The sequence below is a fragment of the Pseudomonas sp. GL-R-19 genome (assembly GCF_019956375.1).
Taxonomy (GTDB): Bacteria; Pseudomonadota; Gammaproteobacteria; order Pseudomonadales; family Pseudomonadaceae; genus Aquipseudomonas.
Genome location: NZ_JAHBDJ010000055.1, coordinates 171,302 through 194,240 on the forward strand (window position 1 = coordinate 171,302; position 22,939 = coordinate 194,240).

Annotated in this window: 14 protein-coding genes; 6 read left to right on the forward strand and 8 right to left on the reverse strand. The window is 60.9% G+C overall.

What is annotated here, in order from left to right; translation table 11 throughout:
* Window positions 1–10 precede the first annotated feature (10 nt).
* From KGA83_RS24150 to KGA83_RS24170, 5 genes are all read right to left on the reverse strand, one after another.
* Window positions 11–1,174, reverse strand: a complete 1,164-nt coding sequence (locus KGA83_RS24150; protein ID WP_223531079.1) for a putative zinc-binding metallopeptidase — start codon at window positions 1,172–1,174, stop codon at window positions 11–13.
* 172 nt (window positions 1,175–1,346) lie between these two features.
* Window positions 1,347–3,704 (reverse strand): NAD-dependent DNA ligase LigA, encoded by a 2,358-nt coding sequence (gene ligA, locus KGA83_RS24155; RefSeq protein WP_223531080.1) that lies wholly within the window; start codon window positions 3,702–3,704, stop codon window positions 1,347–1,349.
* A gap of 168 nt (window positions 3,705–3,872) precedes the next feature.
* Complete coding sequence (zipA, locus tag KGA83_RS24160; RefSeq protein WP_108218890.1) at window positions 3,873–4,733, reverse strand: cell division protein ZipA; 861 nt, start codon at window positions 4,731–4,733, stop codon at window positions 3,873–3,875.
* Window positions 4,734–4,991: 258 nt separating this feature from the next.
* A complete protein-coding gene (smc, locus tag KGA83_RS24165) occupies window positions 4,992–8,480 on the reverse strand; it encodes a chromosome segregation protein SMC (RefSeq protein WP_223531081.1) in 3,489 nt (1,162 codons plus the stop codon).
* Window positions 8,481–8,482: 2 nt separating this feature from the next.
* Entirely contained in the window at window positions 8,483–9,142 is a 660-nt protein-coding gene (locus KGA83_RS24170; RefSeq protein ID WP_223531082.1) for a GntR family transcriptional regulator, read from the reverse strand.
* 268 nt (window positions 9,143–9,410) lie between these two features.
* On the opposite strand from KGA83_RS24170, the gene xdhA reads away from it, so the two are divergent.
* From xdhA to guaD, 4 genes are all read left to right on the forward strand, one after another.
* Window positions 9,411–10,865 carry a xanthine dehydrogenase small subunit gene (xdhA, locus tag KGA83_RS24175; protein WP_108218893.1) on the forward strand — a complete coding sequence of 485 codons (1,455 nt, stop codon included), beginning with the start codon at window positions 9,411–9,413 and terminating at the stop codon, window positions 10,863–10,865.
* Window positions 10,858–13,257, forward strand: coding sequence for a xanthine dehydrogenase molybdopterin binding subunit (gene xdhB / locus KGA83_RS24180; protein ID WP_108218894.1), 2,400 nt, complete (start codon window positions 10,858–10,860; stop codon window positions 13,255–13,257). The genes xdhA and xdhB overlap by 8 nt, the downstream gene beginning before the upstream one ends.
* Before the next feature lie 144 nt (window positions 13,258–13,401).
* Window positions 13,402–14,244, forward strand: a complete 843-nt coding sequence (gene xdhC, locus KGA83_RS24185; RefSeq protein WP_108218895.1) for a xanthine dehydrogenase accessory protein XdhC — start codon at window positions 13,402–13,404, stop codon at window positions 14,242–14,244.
* 8 nt (window positions 14,245–14,252) lie between these two features.
* A complete protein-coding gene (gene guaD, locus KGA83_RS24190; RefSeq protein ID WP_108218896.1) occupies window positions 14,253–15,557 on the forward strand; it encodes a guanine deaminase in 1,305 nt (434 codons plus the stop codon).
* Between the two features lie 171 nt (window positions 15,558–15,728).
* On the opposite strand, the gene KGA83_RS24195 is transcribed toward guaD, so the two are convergent.
* Window positions 15,729–16,493 carry a GntR family transcriptional regulator gene (locus tag KGA83_RS24195; protein ID WP_108218897.1) on the reverse strand — a complete coding sequence of 255 codons (765 nt, stop codon included), beginning with the start codon at window positions 16,491–16,493 and terminating at the stop codon, window positions 15,729–15,731.
* Window positions 16,494–16,843: 350 nt separating this feature from the next.
* Here KGA83_RS24195 and KGA83_RS24200 point away from each other — a divergent pair, with 350 nt between their 5' ends.
* Window positions 16,844–18,037 (forward strand): benzoate/H(+) symporter BenE family transporter, encoded by a 1,194-nt coding sequence (locus KGA83_RS24200; protein WP_108218899.1) that lies wholly within the window; start codon window positions 16,844–16,846, stop codon window positions 18,035–18,037.
* A 160-nt stretch (window positions 18,038–18,197) separates the two neighbouring features.
* Here the strand turns inward: KGA83_RS24200 and KGA83_RS24205 are convergent, their stop codons facing one another.
* A complete protein-coding gene (locus KGA83_RS24205; protein ID WP_108218900.1) occupies window positions 18,198–18,542 on the reverse strand; it encodes a YggL family protein in 345 nt (114 codons plus the stop codon).
* A gap of 234 nt (window positions 18,543–18,776) precedes the next feature.
* On the opposite strand from KGA83_RS24205, the gene dacB reads away from it, so the two are divergent.
* Window positions 18,777–20,237 (forward strand): D-alanyl-D-alanine carboxypeptidase/D-alanyl-D-alanine-endopeptidase, encoded by a 1,461-nt coding sequence (gene dacB / locus KGA83_RS24210; protein ID WP_108218901.1) that lies wholly within the window; start codon window positions 18,777–18,779, stop codon window positions 20,235–20,237.
* Window positions 20,238–20,363: 126 nt separating this feature from the next.
* Here dacB and KGA83_RS24215 read toward each other — a convergent pair whose 3' ends face one another.
* A complete protein-coding gene (locus KGA83_RS24215) occupies window positions 20,364–22,772 on the reverse strand; it encodes a diguanylate cyclase (RefSeq protein ID WP_223531083.1) in 2,409 nt (802 codons plus the stop codon).
* Window positions 22,773–22,939: the final 167 nt, after the last annotated feature.

Here is a 22,939-nt window from a genome sequence, read left to right on the forward strand (position 1 = left end):
TCTTTTGATCCTATTGCGCCAACACCTCATCCGCCCTGCCGCCCTCCTGCTGAATCACCAGATGAATGAAGTGCAGCTTGGCGATCACCGCCGGCGGCAGGACGAACGGATAGAAATCCGGCTGCCCCATGCTGCGCGACAGTTCGTTGAGCATGCCGGCCAGTTCGATCCAGGCGTTGACGAACGACAGAAATGCCGCGCCATCGGGATGCTGCGGATCGTAGAGGGTATCCAGCGGAAACGGTTGATAGTCGAAGTCCATGTCCCGGGCGCTCATGCCGAAGCCCAGCGCGGTGTCCACCGCATCCATCATGTGCAGGTAATGCGCCCAGGTCTCGGCCCAGTCTTCCCACGGGTGCATGGTGGCGTAGGTGCTGACGTAGTGCTGCTGCCAGTCAAGCGACGCGCTCTGCTGATAATGTCGCTCGAGGGCTTCGGCATAGCTGGCGCGCTCATCACCGAACAGATCGCGAAAAGGCTCAAGCCACTGGCTGTTGGCGATCAATCGGTCCCAGTAGTAATGCCCGGCTTCGTGACGAAAATGCCCGAGCAACGTGCGATAGGGTTCGTGCATTTGCACCCGCACCTGCTCGCGGTGGGCGTCGTCGGCTTCCTTGATATCGAGGGTGACCAGGCCGTTGGCATGGCCCGTGGTCGGCAGCTTTCCTTCCAGGTCCACGCCAATGAAATCGAAGGCAAGGCCAGTCTCTTCATCGATTGTTTTGGGAATCACCTGCAACCCCAGACTGAGCAATTGCGCGACCAGACGCCGCTTGGCGGTTTCCACCTTGCCCCAGCGCTCGTGGTTTTCGGCTATCGACAGATCAGGAATGGTGCGATTGAGGCTGCAGGCAATGCACAAGACGTCATGGTCATTGGCTGGCAGCAACCAATTACAGGCTGCCGGGGAGTCGAGGTTGGCGCAGCGTCGAAACAGGCCAGCCCCGGGATCGACATCAAGCAGCCAGGTGCCCGCTTGTACACCCGGTTGCAGCGCAGACAGGCGACTCCGCTCCGGCTGATAACCCAACGCCGTTGAACAAGCCAGGCACTGGCTGTTGCGAAAGAACAACGACTGCCCGCAACGACAGGACCAGACCTTGCTGTTGCGTGAACGCTCGCCCATGAACGGCGCGGCGATGCGCGAGCTGAGCTGCTCGAAGAAAGGGTACATGGCGATCTCTCCCTGGGGCTTGCCAAGACTAGATCATTTCCCAAGAAGGATCGTTCCCAGGTCGAACGCAACACCTGTAGGAGCGAGCCTGCTCGCGATGGAGTGTCAGTCGACATCAATGCGCCTGATCCACCATCGCGAGCAGGCTCGCTCCTACAGGTTGAATTGCTACTCAATCTACCTTGCCGTACCCGCGCAATGTTTCAACAAACGCCTCTTCATCCAGCACCTTCAGCCCCAACTCATTAGCCTTGGCCAACTTCGACCCGGCGCCAGGACCTGCGACCACGCAATGGGTCTTGGCCGACACCGAGCCCGCCACCTTGGCCCCCAGACTTTCGAGCTTGTCCTTGGCCACATCGCGGCTCATCAACTCCAGCGAGCCGGTCAGCACCCAGGTCTGCCCGGCCAGCGGGAGGCCTTCGACGACCTTCTTCTCGCTCTGCCAGTGCATGCCGAAATCGGCCAGCTGCTTCTCGGCCGCTTCGGCCAATTGGCGATTTTCTTCGACCGAAAAAAACTCGCGTACCGAATTGGCCTGTTTCTCCGGCAGCGCCTGACGCATGTCCAGCCAATCTGCACCGATCACCGCCTGCAGCGAACCGAATTTGTCCGCCAGTTTCTGCGCCCCACCCGGACCGACCAAGGGGATATGCAACTTGTCGAGGAAACCACCCAGCGTGGTGCTCGCCGAAAACTCGGCCCCCAACTCGCCCTGATCCTGAATCTGCATGCCATGCCTGAGCAAATCAGCGATCACCTGCTGGTTATGCGCGTCCTCGAAGAAGCTGTGGATTTCGTACGCGACTTCCAGCCCGACATCCGGCAAGTACGTCAGCACCTGTGGCAAGGCCTGTTGCACCCGCTCCAGCGAACCCAGGGAGCGCGCCAGGACCTTGGCCGTCTCCTCACCGACATCGGGAATCCCGAGGGCGTAGATGAACCGTGCCAGGCTCGGCTTCTTGCTGTCTTCGATGGCGCCGAGCAGGTTCTTGCTCGACAGTTCGGCAAAGCCTTCCAGATCGACGATCTGCTCGAAAGTCAGGGCGTACAGATCGGCCGGCGAACTCACCAGGCCTTCGTCGACCAGTTGCTCAACGCTCTTCTCGCCCAGGCCTTCGATGTCCATGGCACGACGGGAAACGAAGTGAATGATTGCCTGCTTGAGTTGCGCGCCGCAGGCCAGGCGACCGACGCAGCGATACACCGCGCCTTCGCTGACCGTCTCGCGCCCCTTGCTGCGTTTGATCAGCTGCGTGCGCTCGACATGGGAACCGCACACCGGGCACCGCTCGGGAATCTGCACCGGCCGGGCGTTTTCCGGACGACGCTCCATGACCACTTGCACCACCTGCGGAATCACGTCACCGGCGCGGCGAATGATCACCGTGTCGCCGATCATCAGGCCCAGGCGCGCGACTTCGTCCATGTTGTGCAGCGTTGCATTGGCCACCGTGACACCCGCGACCTTGACCGGTTTCAGACGCGCCACCGGCGTCACCGCACCGGTGCGGCCGACCTGGAATTCCACATCGAGCAGTTCGGTGAGTTCTTCCATCGCCGGGAATTTGTGGGCGATGGCCCAACGCGGCTCACGGGCGCGAAAACCCAGTTCGCGCTGGGAGGCAATGCTGTTGACCTTGAACACCACGCCGTCGATTTCATACGGCAGCGCGCTGCGACGTTCGCCGATGTCGCGATAGTAATCCAGGCATTCAGCGATACCGTTGGCCAGCTTCAGTTCGTGGCTGATCGGCATACCCCAGGCTTGCAACTGCTTGAGGTTGCCGATGTGGGAATCGGCGATATCGGCAGACACCTGGCCGATCCCGTAGCAGCAGAACTCCAGCGGACGATTGGCGGTAATCTTCGAATCCAGCTGGCGCAAACTGCCCGCCGCTGCGTTGCGCGGGTTGGCGAAGGTCTTGCCGCCAACTTCCAGCTGCGTGGCATTAAGCCGTTCGAAACCGGCCTTGGACATGAACACCTCGCCGCGCACTTCCAGGGTCGCCGGCCAGCCAGTACCGTGCAGCTTGAGCGGAATGTTGCGTACGGTGCGCACGTTGACGCTGATGTCTTCACCTGTGGTGCCGTCGCCGCGCGTGGCGCCGCGTACCAGTACGCCGTCCTGATACAGCAGGCTGACGGCCAGGCCATCGAGCTTGGGTTCGCAGCTGTACTCGACTGTCGCGCCGCCACCGAACAGGTCGCCCGCTGGCAAATCCAGGCCCTCGGTCACGCGGCGATCGAACTCGCGCATGTCGGTTTCCTCGAAGGCGTTGCCGAGGCTGAGCATCGGCACTTCGTGACGCACCTGGGTAAACGCCGACAGCGCCGCACTGCCCACTCGCTGGGTTGGCGAGTCACTGGTGATCAGTTCGGGATTGGCCGCCTCCAGCGCCTTGAGCTCGTTGAACAAGCGGTCGTATTCGGCGTCCGGAATGCTCGGCTCGTCGAGCACGTGGTAGCGATAGTTGTGCTGATCCAGCTCAGCGCGCAGCTCTAAAATACGGTTCTTGGCGGCGGTCATGGGTGTTCTCTCATAAAGCAAAAGAGCAGCCGAGGCTGCTCCTATTTAATCTCATCAGGTTCAAGAGATCGCAGCCTCGTTTCACTCGACAGCTCCTACACAGCGCCTACAGAAAACCGCGAACCCTGTAGGAGCTGTCGAGTGAAACGAGGCTGCGATCTTTTGACTTTAACGCTTCTGGGTCAAAGCGCGGCGTTCGAATTCCACGATGCGCTGACGGTAGTGCTCGATCGTCTGGGCGGTCAGTACGCTGCGCTGGTCGTCCTTCAGTTCGCCGTTGAGCTCCTGGGACAATTTGCGCGCCGCTGCCACCATCACATCGAAGGCTTGCTTGGGATGACGCGGGCCTGGCAGACCGAGGAAGAAGCTCACCGCCGGGGTGCTGAAGTGGTCGATGTCGTCCAGGTCGAATACGCCCGGCTTGACCGCGTTAGCCATGGAGAACAGCACCTCGCCGTTGCCGGCCATGCTTTCGTGACGGTGGAAAATATCCATTTCGCCGAAACGCAGGCCGCTCTCCAGAATGTTCTGCAACAGCGCCGGCCCCTTGAAGCCGGCAGCGTCGCGGCAGATCACGCTGATCACCAGCACTTCTTCAGCTTGCGGTTGTTCTTTGCCGTTGACCGAAGGCGAAGCCTTGGTGTCATCCGGGAAGTCGTCGTCGCGACTGCTGAAGCTCGGGCCGCCGTCCAGATCCAGGCTGAGGTTCATGTCGCCCTGGGAAGGTTCGCCGTGGCCACGCTTGCCGCGCTTGGACCCCGACTCGCGAGGCTCGCGGGCCGGCATGCTCACCGACGGCAGATCCTGCTCGTCCAGTTGCGGCTCTTTATGTGTGTCCAGCACGCGTGGCGGGCCCAGCAGCTCGGCGCTGGTGCTGCCTTCCTCGTCCGGCAGGCTGGACAGACTTCGATCAAGACGGAACTTCAGTTTTCCCTTGCCGCCGCGCATACGGCGCCAGCCATCGAAAAGAATACCGGCAATGACAATAATGCCGATGACGATCAGCCACTCGCGCAGACCGATTTCCATGTAATCCCGTGCCTCTATGAAAAATGCTGAAAAATAAGGGGTTTACAACCTGCAAACCGCTTTAAAACGTGGCGCCAACTCTATGTTCTGACAGGCGTTTTGCCCACGTATACGAAAAATTGACATTAAACTAGCACGACCAAAGGTAACTTTACACCGTCTACCACATTGGCTAGCGCGAATATGTCGATTGGCCAGCAGGTCGAAGCCAGTAAAAGAGTCCTACAAACCGTAAACACTCTTTCCTGCAACCACGACTCAGGCATCCACCATTGCCATCGCCTCCTCGACATCCACTGCCACCAGACGCGAACAACCGGGTTCGTGCATCGTCACTCCCATCAGTTGCTCGGCCATTTCCATGGCGATCTTGTTGTGGGTGATATAGATGAACTGCACTGTCTGTGACATTTCTTTTACCAATCGCGCGTAGCGTCCAACGTTAGCGTCATCCAGTGGCGCGTCAACCTCATCGAGCATGCAGAACGGCGCCGGGTTCAATTTGAAGATCGCAAAAACCAGGGCCAATGCGGTCAGGGCTTTTTCGCCGCCGGAGAGCAAATGGATGGTGCTGTTCTTCTTTCCGGGCGGCTGCGCCATGATTGTTACCCCTGTATCGAGTAAATCTTCGCCCGTCAGTTCCAAATACGCGCGGCCTCCACCGAAAACTTTTGGGAAAAGCGCCTGTAAACCGCCATTGATCTGATCAAAGGTATCCTTGAAACGGTTACGGGTTTCCTTGTCGATCTTGCGAATCACGTTCTCGAGGGTATCGAGCGCTTCCACCAGATCGTCGTTCTGCGCATCCAGATAACGTTTACGTTCCGATTGTTGCTGGTACTCATCGATGGCCGCCAGGTTGATCGCGCCCAGGCGCTGGATCCTCGCAGCGATGCGCTCGAGCTCTTCCTCGGCGTCCTTCTCGCTGGCCTCGGCGGTCAACGTCGCGAGTACGCCATGGAGATCGTAGCCGTCTTCCAGCAATTGGTCCTGCAAGGTCTTGCGGCGTACGCTCAGGGCCTGCCATTCCATGCGCTGGGTTTCGAGCTGGCTGCGAATCAACTGGGATTGCTGTTCGGCCTGGCTGCGGCGCTTCTCGGCGTCGCGCAGTTCGCGGTCGGCGTCTTCGAGGGCGATCTGCGCGGTCTTGAGTTCTTCGTCGACGGTCATGCGTTTGTCGAGCAACTCCTCGAGTTTCAGACGCAGTTCTTCCAGTGGCGCTTCGCCCTCCTCCAGATTGAGGCTCAGTTGCTCGCGTTTTTCCGTCAGCCGCTCGGACTGCATCTCCAGACGCTCCAGCGCCTGGCGTGTGGAATCGTGCTGCGCCTTGAGCGAGCCCAGACGCACCGCCAACTGGTGGGCGTGATCCTTGTGCTGCCGGGCTTCCTGACGCGCCCGGTCCAGACGTTCACGCAGGCTGTCGCGCTGGGCCAACAGCAACTCACGCTGCTCGGTGTCCAGCGCCATGCTGTCGAGGGCTTCCTGCAACTGCAGGCGCGCTTCGCCGATGTTCTCGTGTTCCAGGGCCCGCTGCTCGTCCAGCTCGGTGAGCTCTTCGTCGAGGCGGGTTCGGCGCAGGGTCAACTGTTCAGCCTTGGCTTTGCCGGCGGACAATTGAGCCTTCAATTCACCTTGCTGGCGTGCTTCGTCCTGCAGCAAACGGCGCAGATGTTCGCGACCGTTTTCCTGCTGACGCTGCTGCGCCCTGAGATTCTGCAGTCGGGTTTCCAGGGTTTCGACCGCGGCTTCGCGCTCTTCGCGTTCAAGGCCCAGTTGCTGGATTTCCTGACCGCGAGCGAGCACGCCGCTTTCGGCTTCACTGGCCCGACGCACCCGCAGAAAATGCCGACCGACCCAGTAACCGTCGCGGCTGACCAGGCTCTGCCCGGCAGCCAGTTGACCGCGCAAGGCCAGGGCCTGTTCGAGACTGTCGACCGGCTTGACCTGCCCCAGCCACGGCGACAGATCGATCTGCGCCTCGACCTTGTCCAGCAAGCTGCCCGGCACCCGTATGCCATCGCTGGCCGGGCTGAGCAAGCGCAGATCGCCTTGGGCGAACCCGGACAGATCGAAATCGTTGAAATCGTCGACCAGCACCGCTTGCAGGTCGGCACCAAGCACGGTTTCCACCGCCAGCTCCCAACCGGCCTCAACCTTCAGGCCTTCGGCCAGGCGCGGACGATTCGCAAGATTCTGTTCACGCAGCCATTCGGCGGTGCCGGTGCCCGGATCGAGCGCGGCTTGCTGCAAGGCTTCGAGTGAAGCCAGCCGACCGTTGAGCCGCTGCAAGTCGCCCTGGGCCTGCTGTTGTGCCGTCAGAGCCTGCTGCAGTTCCTGACGCAACTGTTCGAGCTTTTCGACCTGCGCTTCTTCGCTGGTCTGCAAATCCTCAAGGGTTGCTTCGGATTCAGCGAGCTGCTCGCTGAGCTCCATGATCGCCGCGTCTTCCGGGTCCGCCGAGAGCAAGGCGCGTTCTTCGCCAAGACGCTTCTGCCGGTCCGCCAGGCGCTCCAGGCTGGTTTCCAGTTGCTGGATCCGCGATTGCTGCACTTCGGCCTGACGTCGTGGTTCGGCCGCGGTGTGGTTGAACGTATCCCACTGCTCTTGCCAGCCGTGCATGGTGGTTTCGGACTCTTCCAGCGCGGCAGCGGCCTCTTCGGCGGCGGCGCTGGTGACTTCCTGTTCCGGGGTGAGCATGTCCAGCTCTTCGCCGAGGGTCAGCAGCAGCGTGCGGTCGTGGCCCAGGTGAGATTCGGTTTCCAGGCGAGCGCGCTCGGCTTCTTTCAGGTCGTCCTGCAACTGGCGCAAACGCTGCTGACCGTGCTGGATGCTCTGCTCGACCCGGGCAATATCGCCGCCAACCGAGTAGAAGCGCCCCTGCACCAGATTGAAGCGTTCCGAGAGGTCGTGGTGGCCGTCACGCAGGCGTTCGATGCTTGCGTCGGCATTGCGCTGTTCGGCCACCAGGGCTTCGAAAGAAACTTCCTGGTTGCCGATGATCGCTTCACGCTGGCCGACCTGATCGTTCAGCGCCTGCCAGCGCAGGGCCGACAGCTGGGCCTTGAGCTGACGCTCCTCGCCCTTGAATTCCTGATACTTCTTGGCGGCCTCGGCCTGGCGGTGCAAGCGTTCGAGTTGACGCTCGAGCTCTTCGCGCAGGTCGGTCAGGCGCTCAAGGTTTTCGTGGGTGCGGCGGATGCGGTTTTCCGTCTCGCGCCGGCGCTCCTTGTACTTGGAGATGCCCGCCGCTTCTTCGATGAAGTTACGCAGGTCTTCGGGCTTGGACTCGATCAGCTTGGAGATCATCCCCTGCTCGATGATCGAGTAGCTGCGCGGGCCGAGGCCGGTGCCGAGAAAGATATCGGTGATGTCGCGGCGCCGGCATTTGGTGCCGTTGAGGTAATAGGTGGTCTGGCTGTCGCGGGTCACTTTGCGGCGAATGGAAATTTCCGCATAGGCGGCGTACTCGCCGAGCAACGTGCCGTCGGAATTATCGAATACCAGTTCGATGCTCGCCTGGCTCACCGGTTTGCGGCTGGTGGAGCCGTTGAAGATGACGTCGGTCATCGACTCGCCGCGCAGGTTCTTCGCCGAACTCTCGCCCATCACCCAGCGTACGGCGTCGATGATGTTCGATTTGCCGCAGCCATTGGGCCCGACCACCGCCGCCATGTTACTGGGGAAGTTCACCGTAGTCGGGTCGACGAAGGACTTGAACCCCGCCAGCTTGATGCACTTGAGCCGCACGCTCAGGCGTCCGTCAGGGCAGAAACCACCAGATCGCAGCTGCGCTGGGCGTAAGCCGTCAGCACTTCGCGGATCTGCGGAAAATCACGGGCCAGCACGGCAGCGAGCAAGCGCTCGAACAGTTCCAGGAATTCGCTCATCGACGCTTTGCGCTGGTCCAGGGCGAGGAAATACGCGCGGCTCATGGCCGGCTGCAGATTCTCGACGGTTTCCTGCAAGTACGGGTTGTTGGCGAACGGATACGCGGCGCGCATCACATTGAAGCTGTCGTCGACGAAGGTGCGGATGTCCTGACGCTCGTAGCTGGCCGTCAGGCGCTGCTGGATCTGCACGAACGGCGCCATGTCGGCCTGGGTTTTCCAGCTACTGGCCACCGAGTTACCGAGCAGAATGTAGAGCTCGCTCATCAATGTGCACAGGCTCCGCACCTTGTGCGCGGTGAGTTCGGTAACGTGGGCGCCACGTCGCGGCAGGATCGCGATCAGGTGCCGACGTTCGAGGATCAGCAAGGCCTCGCGAACCGAACCACGGCTGACATTGAGGGCCAGCGTGACTTTCTGTTCCTGGATGCGCTCTCCGGGCTTCATTTCGCCGCGAATGATACGTTCGGCGAGGTGGTGAGCGATTTGCTCGGCGAGGCTGTCCGGCGCCTTGAACGTCATGGTTGTTCTTCAAACTCTTCGATCTGTACAAGCGGCGCAGTGTAGCGCAATTGCTGCATCAGGGCGGAGTGCCCGCCCGGAGGTTTTTGGCACGATTCAAGCAAAAAAAGCAGGCGATCGAACCAACGACAATAATTAAGGAACAGGTGGTTAGTCGACAAATTGCAATTTCCTGACCCTTAAGTCAGAAAATCATTGACCGAAAAGTCAGACCTGCTAAATTCAGTTCCTGTCGGTTAACAACAATAATGAGTCTGCGAGGCCTTCCGTGATCCAGTTTTTACTAAACCAGGAACTCCGTAGCGAGCACGCCCTGGACCCGAACCTGACCGTGCTCAATTATCTGCGCGACCATGTGGGCAAGCCCGGCACCAAAGAAGGCTGCGCCAGCGGTGACTGCGGCGCCTGCACCGTGGTGGTCGGCGAATTGCAGACCGATGACGACGGCCGTGAACACATTCGCTATCGCAGCCTCAACTCGTGCCTGACGTTCGTGTCGTCCCTGCACGGCAAACAGCTCATCAGCGTTGAAGACCTCAAGCACAAGGGTGAACTGCACAGCGTGCAGAAAGCCATGGTCGAGTGCCACGGCTCGCAATGCGGCTTTTGTACCCCCGGCTTCGTGATGTCGCTGTTTGCCCTGCAAAAGAACAGCGATGCGCCGGACCATGCCAAGGCCCACGAAGCACTGGCCGGCAATCTGTGCCGCTGCACCGGCTACCGGCCGATCCTGGAAGCCGCCGAGCAGTCCTGCTGCGCCAAGCAACCGGACCAGTTCGACGCCCGCGAGGCCGACACCATCGCGCGCCTGAAAGCCATTGCCCCGACCGATATCGGCGAACTCAACAGTGGCGACAAGCGCTGCCTGGTGCCGCTGACCGTGGCCGACCTGGCCGACCTCTACGACGCTTATCCACAGGCCCGCCTGCTGGCCGGCGGTACTGACCTGGCGCTGGAAGTCACGCAGTTCCACCGCACTCTGCCGGTGATGATCTACGTCGGCAACGTCGCCGAGATGAAGCGCATCGAACGTTTTGACGATCGCCTGGAAATCGGCGCCGCCACGGCCCTGTCCGATTGCTACGAGGCCTTGAACGCCGAGTACCCGGACTTCGGTGAATTGCTGCATCGCTTCGCGTCGTTGCAGATCCGCAACCAGGGCACCCTTGGCGGCAACATCGGTAACGCCTCGCCGATTGGTGACTCACCGCCCCTGCTGATCGCCCTCGGCGCGCAAATCGTGCTGTGCAAAGGCGAAACCCGCCGCACCCTGGCACTGGAAGATTACTTCATCGATTACCGCGTCACGGCGCGCCAGGAAAGCGAGTTCATCGAGAAGATCATCGTGCCGCGCGCCAGCGTCGAAAAACTGTTCCGCGCCTACAAGATCTCCAAGCGCCTGGACGACGACATTTCTGCCGTGTGTGCAGCCTTCAACTTTCGCCTGGAGAACGGCGTGGTCGCTGAAGCCCGCGTCGCCTTCGGCGGCATGGCGGCCATCCCGAAACGCGCCGCTGCTTGCGAAGCCGCGTTGCTCGGCTCGCCATTCAACAGCACCACTATCGAGCGTGCCTGCGCTGCCCTGGCCGAAGACTTCACGCCGCTCTCGGACTTCCGTGCCAGCAAGGAATACCGCCTGCTCAGCGCGCAGAACCTGCTGCGCAAATACTTCATTGAACTGCAAACACCGCACATCGAGACTCGGGTGACCGCTTATGTCTAATCATCACGCCGTAGAGAAGACCCAAGCCGAACTGGCTGAACTGTTCGCCAAGGACCTGACCACCGGTGTCGGCCGCAGCGTCAAGCACGACAGCGCCGCCAAGCATGTGGCCGGCGAAGCGCAGTACATCGACGATCGCCTGGAGTTTCCAAACCAGTTGCACGTCTATGCACGCATGTCAGACCGTGCCCATGCCCGAATCATCAGCATTGACACCGCGCCCTGCTACGCCTTCGAAGGCGTGCGCATCGCCATCACCCACGAAGACGTGCCGGGCCTGAAAGACATCGGTCCGTTGCTGCCGGGCGATCCGCTGCTGGCCATCGATACTGTGCAATTCGTCGGTCAACCGGTGCTCGCCGTGGCCGCGAAAGACCTGGAAACCGCGCGTAAAGCGGCCATGGCCGCGATCATCGAATACGAAGACCTCGAGCCCGTGCTGGATGTGGTCGAAGCCCTGCGCAAACGCCACTTCGTACTCGACAGCCACACCCACAAACGCGGCGATTCGGCCACGGCGCTGGCCACCGCCGAGCACCGCATCCAGGGCACCCTGCACATCGGCGGCCAGGAGCACTTCTACCTGGAAACCCAGATCTCTTCGGTGATGCCCACCGAAGACGGCGGCATGATCGTCTACTGCTCCACCCAGAACCCCACCGAAGTGCAGAAACTGGTGGCCGAAGTGCTGGACGTGTCGATGAACAAGATCGTCGTCGACATGCGCCGCATGGGCGGCGGTTTCGGCGGCAAGGAAACCCAGGCGGCGAGCCCGGCGTGCCTGTGCGCGGTGATCGCGCACCTCACCGGCCAACCGACCAAGATGCGCCTGCCGCGTGTCGAAGACATGCTGATGACCGGCAAGCGTCACCCGTTCTATGTCGAGTACGACGTCGGCTTCGACAGCACCGGCCGCCTGCACGGCATCAACCTGGAACTGGCCGGCAACTGCGGTTGCTCGCCTGACCTGTCGGCGTCGATCGTCGACCGGGCGATGTTCCACTCGGACAACTCGTACTACCTGGGCGACGCGACCATCAACGGTCACCGCTGCAAGACAAACACCGCGTCGAACACCGCCTACCGTGGTTTCGGCGGCCCGCAAGGCATGGTTGCCATCGAAGAAGTGATGGACGCCATCGCCCGTTACCTGGCCCTCGATCCGCTGGCGGTGCGCAAGGCCAACTACTACGGCAAGACCGAGCGCAACGTCACCCACTACTACCAGACCGTCGAGCACAACATGCTCGAAGAGATGACCGTGGAACTTGAAGAAAGCAGCCAGTACGCCGAGCGTCGCGAAGCGATCCGTCGCTACAACGCCAACAGCCCGATCCTGAAAAAAGGCCTGGCGCTGACCCCGGTGAAATTCGGTATCTCTTTCACCGCCAGCTTCCTCAACCAGGCAGGTGCCTTGGTGCACGTCTACACCGACGGCAGCATCCACCTCAACCACGGCGGCACCGAAATGGGCCAGGGCCTGAACACCAAGGTCGCGCAGGTCGTGGCCGAAGTGTTCCAGGTGGAAATGGACCGCGTGCAAATCACCGCGACCAACACCGACAAGGTGCCGAACACCTCGCCGACCGCCGCTTCCAGTGGTGCCGACCTGAACGGCAAGGCTGCGCAGAACGCGGCTGAAACCATCAAGAAACGCCTGGTGGAATTCGCCGCGCGCCAATACAAGGTCAGCGAAGAAGACGTGGTATTCCACAACGGCCACGTGCGGGTCCGCGATCACATCCTGACCTTCGAAGCACTGATCCAGCAGGCGTATTTCGCCCAGGTGTCGCTGTCGAGCACCGGCTTCTACAAGACCCCGAAAATCTACTACGACCGCAGCCAGGCCCGTGGCCGTCCGTTCTACTACTTCGCCTTCGGCGCGGCGTGCTGCGAGGTGCTGGTCGATACCCTGACCGGCGAATACAAGATGCTGCGCACCGACATCCTCCACGACGTCGGCGCCTCGCTCAACCCGGCCATCGACATTGGTCAGGTCGAGGGCGGTTTCATCCAGGGCATGGGCTGGCTGACCATGGAAGAGCTGGTGTGGAACGACAAGGGCAAGCTGATGACCAACGGCCCGGCCAGCTACAAGATCCCGACCGCGGCGGACATGCCGCTGGACCTGCGCGTCAAGCTGGTGGAAAACCGCAAGAACCCGGAAGACACGGTGTTCCATTCCAAGGCCGTGGGCGAGCCGCCGTTCATGCTCGGCATCGCTTCGTGGTGTGCGATCAAGGACGCCGTGGCGAGCCTGGGCGATTACAAGCATCAACCGAAAATCGACGCACCGGCGACTCCGGAGCGGGTGCTGTGGGGTTGTGAGCAGATGCGCCAGCTGAAGGCGGCGAAGGCTGTCGAGACCGAGACCGAGTTGGCTTCGCTCTAGACCGAGGTGCGGCCTTCGCGAGCAGGCTCGCTCCCACAATGGATCTCCAGTGGGCACAAATTTTGTGAATGACAGAGATCAACATGTGGGAGCGAGCCTGCTCGCGAAGAGGCCCGAACAGACAACAAAGATGTCGAGGTGAACATGTACAACTGGATCGACGCCCTCGCCGACCTGCAAAACCGGGGTGAGCCCTGCGTGCTGGTCACCATCATCGAAGAGCTCGGCTCGACGCCGCGCAATGCCGGCTCGAAGATGGTCATCAGCGCTAACCAGAGCTTCGACACCATCGGTGGCGGGCACCTGGAATACAAGGCCATGAAGATCGCCCGTGAGATGCTCGCCAGCGGCAAGCAGGACACGCATCTGGAGCGCTTCAGCCTCGGCGCCAGCCTGGGCCAATGCTGCGGTGGTGCGACGGTATTGCTGTTCGAACCGATGGGCCAGGTGCAGGCGCAGATCGCCGTGTTCGGTGCCGGCCACGTGGGCCGAGCGCTGGTGCCACTGCTCGCTGGCCTGCCTTGCCGGGTGCGCTGGATCGACTCGCGGGAGGAAGAATTCCCCGAGCAGATCCCCCATGGCGTGCGCAAGATCGTCAGCGAAGAACCGGTGGATGAAATCGATGACCTGCCCGCCGGCAGCTATTGCATCGTGATGACCCACAACCATCAACTCGACCTCGAACTGACCGCTGCGATCCTCAAGCGCAACGACTTCGCCTACTTCGGCCTGATCGGTTCGAAGACCAAACGGGTGAAGTTCGAACATCGTCTGCGCGACCGCGGTTTCGACAGCAGCGTTGTGCAACGCATGCGCTGCCCGATGGGCATCGGCGAAGTCAAAGGCAAGCTGCCTGTGGAAATCGCCATCTCCATCGCCGGCGAAATCATCGCCACCTATAACGCGAACTTCGGGCAGCACACCGCCAGCGCCGGATCGATTGCCAAACTGCTGCCTGCGTCACGCCGCAGCCAAGCCTCCCATTGAGAATCCCCATGCCACTGACTCGCAAAGCCTACCGCGCCGCCATCCTGCACAGCATCGCCGACCCTGCCATCGTTGGTATCGAAGCGTCCTACGAGTATTTCGAAGACGGCTTGCTGGTTGTGGATAACGGCCAGATCAGCGCCCTCGGCCACGCCAGCGAACTGCTGCCGACCCTGCCGGCTGACGTCGAAATCACCCACTATCAGGACGCACTGATCACTCCCGGCTTCATCGACACCCATATCCACCTGCCGCAAACCGGCATGGTCGGCGCCTATGGCGAGCAGTTGCTGGACTGGCTCAACACCTACACCTTCCCGTGCGAAAGCCAGTTCGCCGACAAGGCCCACGCCGACCAGGTCGCGGACATTTTCATCAAGGAATTGCTGCGCAACGGCACCACCACTGCGCTGGTATTCGGCAGCGTGCACCCGCAATCGGTGAACTCGTTCTTCGAAGCGGCCGGGCAGCTCGACCTGCGGATGATCGCCGGCAAGGTGATGATGGACCGCAACGCCCCGGACTACCTGACCGACACCGCCGAATCCAGCTACGTGGAAAGCAAGGCGCTGATCGAGCGCTGGCACGGCAAGGGTCGCCTGCACTACGCGGTCACCCCACGCTTCGCACCGACCAGCACTCCGGAACAGCTAACCCTGGCCGGCCAGTTGCTGAGCGAATACCCGGATCTGTACATGCAGACCCACATCAGTGAAAACCTCAAGGAAATCGAGTGGGTCAAGGCGCTGTTCCCGGAGCGCAAGGGCTACCTGGACGTCTACGACCACTACCAGTTGCTCGGCGAGCGCTCGGTGTTCGCCCACGGTGTGCACCTGTGCGATGACGAGTGCGCGCGACTGGCGGAAACCGGTTCGGCCATCTCGTTCTGCCCGACCTCGAACTTCTTCCTCGGCAGCGGCCTGTTCAACCTGCCGATGGCCGAGAAGCACAACCTCAATGTCGGCATCGGCACCGATGTCGGCGGCGGCACCAGTTTCTCGCTGCTGCAAACCCTCAACGAAGCCTACAAGGTCATGCAACTGCAAGGTGCGCGCCTGAGCCCGTTCAAGTCGCTGTACCTGGCCACCCTCGGTGGCGCCCGCGCGCTGCGCCTGGAAGACAAGATCGGCAACCTGCAACAGGGCACCGACGCCGACTTCCTCGTGTTGGACTACAACGCCACACCGCTGCTGGGCTATCGCCTGAAGCAGGCCAATAACATCGCCGAGACGTTGTTTGTGTTGATGACGCTGGGTGATGACCGGACTGTGCTGCAGACCTATGCGGCAGGGAATCTGGTGCATCAGCGCTAAATTCTGCCGGGCATAAAAAATCCCCCGTATTCGTCAGATTCCGGGGGATTTTTTTGATCCTCTGTAGGAGCGAGCTCGCTCGCGATGAAGCCGAGGGCGCCACGGGGTGTCAGGCTTCCCGCGTAATCGTTAACGACCATCGCGAGCAGGCTCGCTCCTACAGGGGCGGTGTTAGATTTTCGCCGGCGAGCGCCCTGGCTTCTTGGTCTGCAACAAATGCGAGAACACCGCATGCAGATCATCTGAAGCACTTTCCTCGTCGAGGTTGAGCTTGCTGTCGATGTGATCCATGTGATGCATCATCAGGTTGACCGCCAGTTCAGCGTCGCGCTTCTCGATGGCGTCGATCAACTGGGTGTGCTCGTCGTAGGAGCAGTGGGAACGGTTGCCGCTTTCGTACTGGGCGATGATCAGCGAAGTCTGGGACACCAGGCTGCGCTGGAAACTGATCAACGGGGCGTTTTTCGCCGCTTCAGCCAGTTTCAGGTGGAATTCGCCCGACAGGCGGATACCGGCACCACGGTCGCCACGGGAAAAACTGTCGCGCTCGTCGCTGACCATCTGGCGCAATTCGGCAATCTGCTCGGCGGTTGCGTGCTGAACGGCCAGCTCGGTGATCGCGCGCTCGACCAGACGGCGGGCCATGAACACCTGGCGCGCCTCCTCAACACTCGGACTGGCGACGACGGCGCCGCGATTCGGACGCAGCAACACCACACCTTCATGGGCCAGGCGCGACAAGGCGCGGCGAATGATGGTGCGGCTGACCCCGAAAATTTCCCCCAGCGCTTCTTCGCTCAACTTGGTGCCGGGCGCCAGGCGCTGTTCGAGGATGGCCTCGAAGATATGCGCGTAGACAATATCGTCCTGGGTACCGCTACGGCCGGCTTTGCCTGCTCGCGGTTGTTTCTTTAGGGGTTGCAACTGTTCGTTCATGGGCACTCGAGTCGGAAGAACTGCGGCGAATTGACGGTGACTGTATGACGGCACGGCGGGTCGCTGGCAAGTATCGCGTAAATAACATAACGATTGTACACAATGGACGGTGGCAACACGACTGTACGGCTGAATGTTGCTTCGGCTGTATCGCAACGTCTGGTTACTTTTGAGTTTAGGCTTAAACCCGAAATCCGTGGGTTGAACAGATCCATTGTAGGAGCCGGCTTGCCGGCGAAGGCGTCCTCGGGCTTTGTGCAAACCTTGAGGACGCCTTCGCTGGCAAGCCAGCTCCTACAGGGGCGAGCAGGATTTCGGATATTTTCATCCTTATAAGGAACACCCCCGTCATGAACGACGCCACGCACATGCAAATCCGCCCGTTGGCCGACACCTCGCCCTCGGCCATCGTCGCCGGATTCATCGCCATGATGACCGGCTACACCAGTTCCCTGGTGCTGATGTTCCAGGCCGGGCAGGCGGCGGGCCTGAGCAGCGGGCAGATTTCTTCGTGGATCTGGGCAATTTCCATCGGCATGGCGGTGTGCTCCATCGGCCTGTCCTTGCGCTATCGCACGCCGATCACCATTGCCTGGTCGACCCCCGGCGCCGCGCTGCTGATCACCAGCCTTGGCGGCGTGAGCTATGGCGAAGCCATCGGTGCCTATATCACCTGTGCGGTACTGGTGACGATTTGCGGGCTGACCGGCAGCTTCGAACGGCTGATGAAAAAGATTCCAGCATCCCTGGCCGCTGCCCTGCTGGCGGGGATCCTGTTCAAGATCGGCAGCGAGATTTTCGTCGCAGCGCAACACCGCACCGCCCTGGTACTGGGGATGTTTGTCACTTATCTGGTGGTCAAGCGCCTGTCGCCACGCTATGCAGTGTTGGCGGCATTGCTGATCGGCACGGCATTGTCGGGCTTCATGGGGCTGCTGGACTTCAGCGGTTTCCACCTGGAAGTGGCCACGCCGGTCTGGACCACGCCGCACTTCTCCCTGGCCGCGACCATCAGCATTGGCATCCCGCTGTTTGTCGTCGCCATGACCTCACAAAACATGCCCGGTATCGCCGTATTGCGCGCCGATGGCTACACGGTGCCCGCCTCGCCGCTGATCACCACCACCGGCATCGCCAGTTTACTGTTGGCACCGTTCGGCTCCCACGGGATCAACCTGGCGGCGATCAGCGCGGCGATCTGCACCGGACCGCACGCCCATGAGGATCGCCACAAACGCTACACCGCAGCCGTCTGGTGCGGAGTTTTCTACGGGATCGCCGGGGTGTTCGGCGCGACGCTCGCAGCATTGTTTGCCGCGCTGCCCAAGGAACTGGTGCTGTCGATTGCGGCGCTGGCGCTGTTCGGCTCGATCATCAACGGCTTGAGCATCGCCATGAGCGAAGTGAAGGAACGTGAAGCAGCGCTGATCACCTTCATGGTCACGGCATCGGGGCTGACGCTGTTTTCCATCGGGTCGGCGTTCTGGGGGATTGTCGCGGGGGTTGTGACGCTGCTGATCCTGAACTGGCGCAAGGCCCTGTAGGAGCGAGCTTGCTCCGGGCGGCGTTCCGACGATGAACCTGAGAGCACTGCGGGGTGTCAGGTTTCAAGCGTTATCGTTGACGACCTTCGCGAGCAAGCTCGCTCCTACAAAAAAAAGCAAAAAAAACGGCGACCCTTGGGTCGCCGTTTTTTTCAGAACATCAAGCTACCGGATTGATCGGCTTTTCCGGGTACCAGACGTCCAGCAGCGGGCTGACTTCAACGCTGGTCAGCTCGGTGCGGCCTTTGAGCCAGGCTTCAACGGCAGCGCGCTGTTCAGCGCTGACCGAGCCACGCTTCTGCAGGCAAACCAGACCGTAGTCGTCGCCGCCAACATAGCCCAGACCGTTGGCTTCCATGGCTTCTTTGAGGAACGCGTCGAGGAAAGCATCAATGGCTGCATCAGCCAAATCTTCTTTGAAATCCAGGTTCAGTTCGAAACCCAGCTCTTGAAATTCATCGACGCACAGTTTTTTGCGCAGACGCTGGGAACGGTTAGTCGCCATTGAAACAATCCTCTTAAGTAATAACGGCCGGCACTTTAGCAGTTTAAGCCGCCGATTGCCTGACTCTCTGGGCCACGATGCCTACCGTCGGTAAAAAAATAGCCGATCAGAATGCCCGCGCACGGCACAAGCGGCGACACCTTGGGGCATAATGCCGACACTTTCATGACCATTGAGGGAATTTATCTCCATGCCCTCACCTTATTTCCCCTCGGCTGTAGGGTTTTATTTCAGATGATCAAATCTTTGCGTCCATTGCTGTTGGCCGGTTTTCTTCTCCCCCTGGCCCTTCCCGTTTACGCCGCTCCAATCAATACCGCGTTGTCGCCCAACGTTGAAAAAGCCCTGAAAGCCAGCAAGTTGCAGGACAACGCCCTATCGCTGGTGATGATCCCGCTCACCGGCCCCGGCACCGCGACGGTGTTCAATGCCGACGTCTCGGTCAACCCGGCGTCGACCATGAAACTGGTCACCACCTACGCGGCCCTGGAAATGCTCGGCCCGAACCACCAGTGGAAAACCGAGTTCTACACCGACGGCACCTTGAGTGGCGGCATTCTCAACGGCAACCTCTACCTCAAGGGCGGCGGCGATCCGAAGCTGAACATGGAAAAACTCTGGTTGCTGATGCGTGACCTGCGTGCCAACGGCGTGACCCAGGTCACCGGCGACCTGGTGCTGGATAAAACCTTCTTCGTGCAACCGCAACTGCCGGAGTTCAATGACGACGGCAACGACGAGAACAAGCCGTTCCTGGTCAAACCCGACTCGCTGCTGGTCAACCTCAAGGCGCTGCGCTTCGTCGCGCGTAATGACTCGGGCAAGGTGCTGGTCTCGGTGGAACCGCCGATTGCGACCATCCGCATCGACAACCAGGTCAAGGCCCTCAATTCCAAACAATGCACCGGTGGCGTGCGTTACAACCCGGTGACGCAGGCGGATGGCAGCATGACCGTGACGGTCGGCGGCCAACTGGGTGAAGGCTGCAGCTCGCAGACTTACCTGTCACTGCTCGACCACGCGACCTACACCGCCGGCGCCGTCCGCGCGATCTGGAAGGAACTGGGTGGCAGCATTCAGGGCAAGGATGTGCTGGCGCCAACACCGAAAGATGCCAAGGTCCTGGCCCGGGCGTTCTCGCCAGACCTGGCGGAAATCATCCGCGACATCAACAAGTACAGTAACAACACCATGGCCCAGCAGTTGTTCCTGAGCCTGGGCCAACGCTTCCGCACCGATGCCGATGGTGACGACGCCAAGGCCGCCCAGCGTGTCGTGCGTCAGTGGCTGGCGAAAAAAGGCATCACCGCGCCGCACCTGGTGATGGAGAACGGTTCCGGCCTGTCCCGTGCCGAGCGTGTCAGCGCCCGGGAAATGGCCTCGATGCTCGAAGCTGCATGGCACAGCCCGTATGCCGCCGAGTACATCAGTTCGATGCCGATTGCCGGCACCGACGGCACCATGCGCAAGCGCCTGAAGACCACTGCGATGCGCGGCGAAGCCCACGTCAAGACCGGCACCCTGAACACCGTGCGGGCGATTGCCGGCTTCAGTCGCGACGTCAACGGCAACACCTGGGCGGTGGTGGCGATCCTCAACGACAAGGCCCCGTTCGGCGCCTCTTCGGTGCTCGATCAGGTGCTGCTGGACCTGTACCACCAACCGAAAGTGCCACAGACGGCTTCGGTGCTGTAAGCACAGCACTGCCCCCTGTGGGAGCGAGCCTGCTCGCGAAAGCGTCAGCCCAGTCAATACTGATGGTGACTGACACTCCGCTTTCGAGTTCAGGCTCGCTCCCACAGGTACCGCATGCACTCCGGATTAATTCATCTCCCCCTCAACCCGATCCCTTCCCGCCTGCTTCGCCGCATAGACCCCCGAATCCGCGCGCAACAGCAAGGCATCGGCGCCCTCGCCGGCCCGCCAGCTGGCAATCCCGAAACTGGCGGTAACCGTACCGACATCTTCAATGGGTGAACTGCGCAAGCCTTGCCACAATTGCCGGGCCAACATATAGGCATGTTCGCCGCTGATATCCGGGCACAGCACCATGAACTCCTCACCGCCCAGGCGGCAGAACACATCGGTACGGCGCAGCCGGTGACCGATCCGTTCGCACACTGCCTGCAACACCCGATCACCGATGGCATGGCCGTGCAGGTCATTGATGCGCTTGAAATGGTCGATATCGAGCATGATCACCGACAGATTCCCACCGCCGCGCTCCACCCGGGCCATTTCGGTGGTCAGGCGTTCCTGGAAATAACGCCGGTTGTAGATACCGGTCAGCGAATCGGTGACCGACAACGCGCGCAATTCTTCCTCCACCCGCTTCATATCGGAAATGTCCGAGATGTAGCCGTGCCACAGCACACCGCCACCGGGCAGTTCCTCCGGAGTGGCTTCGCCGCGCACCCAACGCAAACCACGTTGCGGCAGTTGCACCCGGTATTCCTCGCGCCAGGGGCTGAGGGTGTCGGCCGAGGCGCGGATCGAGGCACGGACACGGGTGGTGTCCAGAGGGTGAATCCGGGTGAAGATCGCTTCGGCATTGAGCACCAGCACGTCGGGTTCGAGTTCGTAGATCTCGCGAATGCCGTCGCTGGCGTAGATCACACTGAAGCGTCCGTCGAACTCCATCTTGAACTGATAGATGCCACCGGGCACGTGGGCACTGAGTTTCTTCAACAGCAGGTCCCGCGCCGCGAGCGCTTCGTGGACCCGTTTGCGTTCGGTGATGTCGATGCACACCGCCAGGTGCCCGACCCACAGGCCTTGCTCGTCGAGCACTGGCGTGGTGAGCATGTTGACCATCAAATGGCTGCCATCGCCGCGCATCAGCGTCCACTCCCGCGCCTCGTGGTTGCCCTCCACGTCGCCTTCGACCAGCATCGCGTGGCAGGTTGGAACCGGCTTGCCATAGCGTGCGCTCAACTGCGCCGAGCGAGCGACCAACTCCCGGGACAGATGCAGGTTCTCCAGGGTCATGTGCCCCACCACCTCGGCACTGGTATAGCCAAGCATCTGCTCGGCACCGGCGTTGAAGGTACTGATGACGCCGCGCAAGTCGGTGGCGATGATCGCGACCTGGGTAGCGGCATTCAGCACGCCACGCAATTGACCATGGGTACGACGCAGCTCCTGTTCTCGATCCCGCAGCTCCCGGGTGCGTTGCTCGACCAGTTTCAGCGCCCGCTGCCGCTGACTGACCAGCACATACAGCAAGGCACTGAGCAACACGCTGAGCAAACCACCCAACACCACCAGACTGGTCACGGAAGAATGGTTGGCCTGCACGAACGTGTCGCTGGGCTGGATATCGACTTGATAGTCATGGTCGGCCAGGCGCAACAGGCGCGTGGCCGACAACTCGCTGATAGCCGGCGGGTTGGCCGATTCGAACAGCACCTCGTGCTGCTCGGCGGTCGACAAATCGAGGATACGCACCGAGAGATAGTCACGGCTCTCTTCCGGCAGTCCGTCCGCCAGCAACTGGCGCATGCTGATCACTGCCATGACATAACCGTAGGGTTTCGTGGCTTTGTGGTCCTGACTGTTATGTTGCGTGACCGGCGTGACCGGCGTGACCAGCAGCACGCCTCGCGCATAAGCCGGCTCGATACTCACAAGCTGCATCGGTTGCGACACTGCCATGCCACCACGCTGATCGGCCCGATCGAGCGTGGCACGCCGTAACGGCTGGGCCAGCAAGTCGTAACCGAGGGGGGAGCCGAGTCTGCTTTGCGTCTGGCTATACAGGACCGCTACGTATTCATCTCGCACGCCGGCCAGTTGCAATTGGCCATCAGCGTTGAGTTCTCTCAGGGTGAAGCTGCTCAAGCCTTCGTCACGCACTCGCCCCTCGAACGCCGCCCGCTCGTCACGAGTGACCCGTTTGGCAAAGGAATAAGCCTGGGTTCGCAGTAGTAAAGGCTGGGTGTAACCGTCGAAATCCGCTCGAGAAACCGAATCGGAGTTGGCGAAAAACCGGCGCAGGCCATCGAGACGCTGCTCCTGATCTTCAAAACGCTCTTCGATACGGCTGTAACGCTCACTGGCCAGCAGTTGAAAGCGTTGCCGCAATTGATGGTGAAACAGATTCAGCGTCGACCACGCCAGTAACCCGGTGAGCACCCCGCCGACAAGCAATACCAACAGCGCGACCAGCCAGGCCGAAACATCTTCGCTGATAAAACCCAGGATCTTGGGGCGCACGGCGTGCAACGACATAAAACGCAAACTCAAAACGCCAGGTGCGGAGAAGCCCTTTGGCCATGGACTGAGTTATAGCTATTAGCCACTAATTTGACCAGCACTGTAGGAGCGAGCTCGCTCGCGATGGACTCAAGAACACCGCGTGCATTCAGAAAGCACGCGTTATCGTTGTCGACCATCGC

Bases quoted from the DNA above. Each gene is read 5' to 3' on its own strand.
- KGA83_RS24195 (WP_108218897.1), bottom strand. From the start codon at position 16,493: ATGAACGAACAGTTGCAACCCCTAAAGAAACAACCGCGAGCAGGCAAA.
- KGA83_RS24205 (WP_108218900.1), bottom strand. From the start codon at position 18,542: ATGGCGACTAACCGTTCCCAGCGTCTGCGCAAAAAACTGTGCGTCGAT.
- ligA (WP_223531080.1), bottom strand. From the start codon at position 3,704: ATGACCGCCGCCAAGAACCGTATTTTAGAGCTGCGCGCTGAGCTGGAT.
- KGA83_RS24170 (WP_223531082.1), bottom strand. From the start codon at position 9,142: ATGACGTTCAAGGCGCCGGACAGCCTCGCCGAGCAAATCGCTCACCAC.
- KGA83_RS24200 (WP_108218899.1), top strand. From the start codon at position 16,844: ATGAACGACGCCACGCACATGCAAATCCGCCCGTTGGCCGACACCTCG.
- guaD (WP_108218896.1), top strand. From the start codon at position 14,253: ATGCCACTGACTCGCAAAGCCTACCGCGCCGCCATCCTGCACAGCATC.
- zipA (WP_108218890.1), bottom strand. From the start codon at position 4,733: ATGGAAATCGGTCTGCGCGAGTGGCTGATCGTCATCGGCATTATTGTC.
- xdhC (WP_108218895.1), top strand. From the start codon at position 13,402: ATGTACAACTGGATCGACGCCCTCGCCGACCTGCAAAACCGGGGTGAG.
- KGA83_RS24150 (WP_223531079.1), bottom strand. From the start codon at position 1,174: ATGTACCCTTTCTTCGAGCAGCTCAGCTCGCGCATCGCCGCGCCGTTC.
- xdhB (WP_108218894.1), top strand. From the start codon at position 10,858: ATGTCTAATCATCACGCCGTAGAGAAGACCCAAGCCGAACTGGCTGAA.
- KGA83_RS24215 (WP_223531083.1), bottom strand. From the start codon at position 22,772: ATGTCGTTGCACGCCGTGCGCCCCAAGATCCTGGGTTTTATCAGCGAA.
- dacB (WP_108218901.1), top strand. From the start codon at position 18,777: ATGATCAAATCTTTGCGTCCATTGCTGTTGGCCGGTTTTCTTCTCCCC.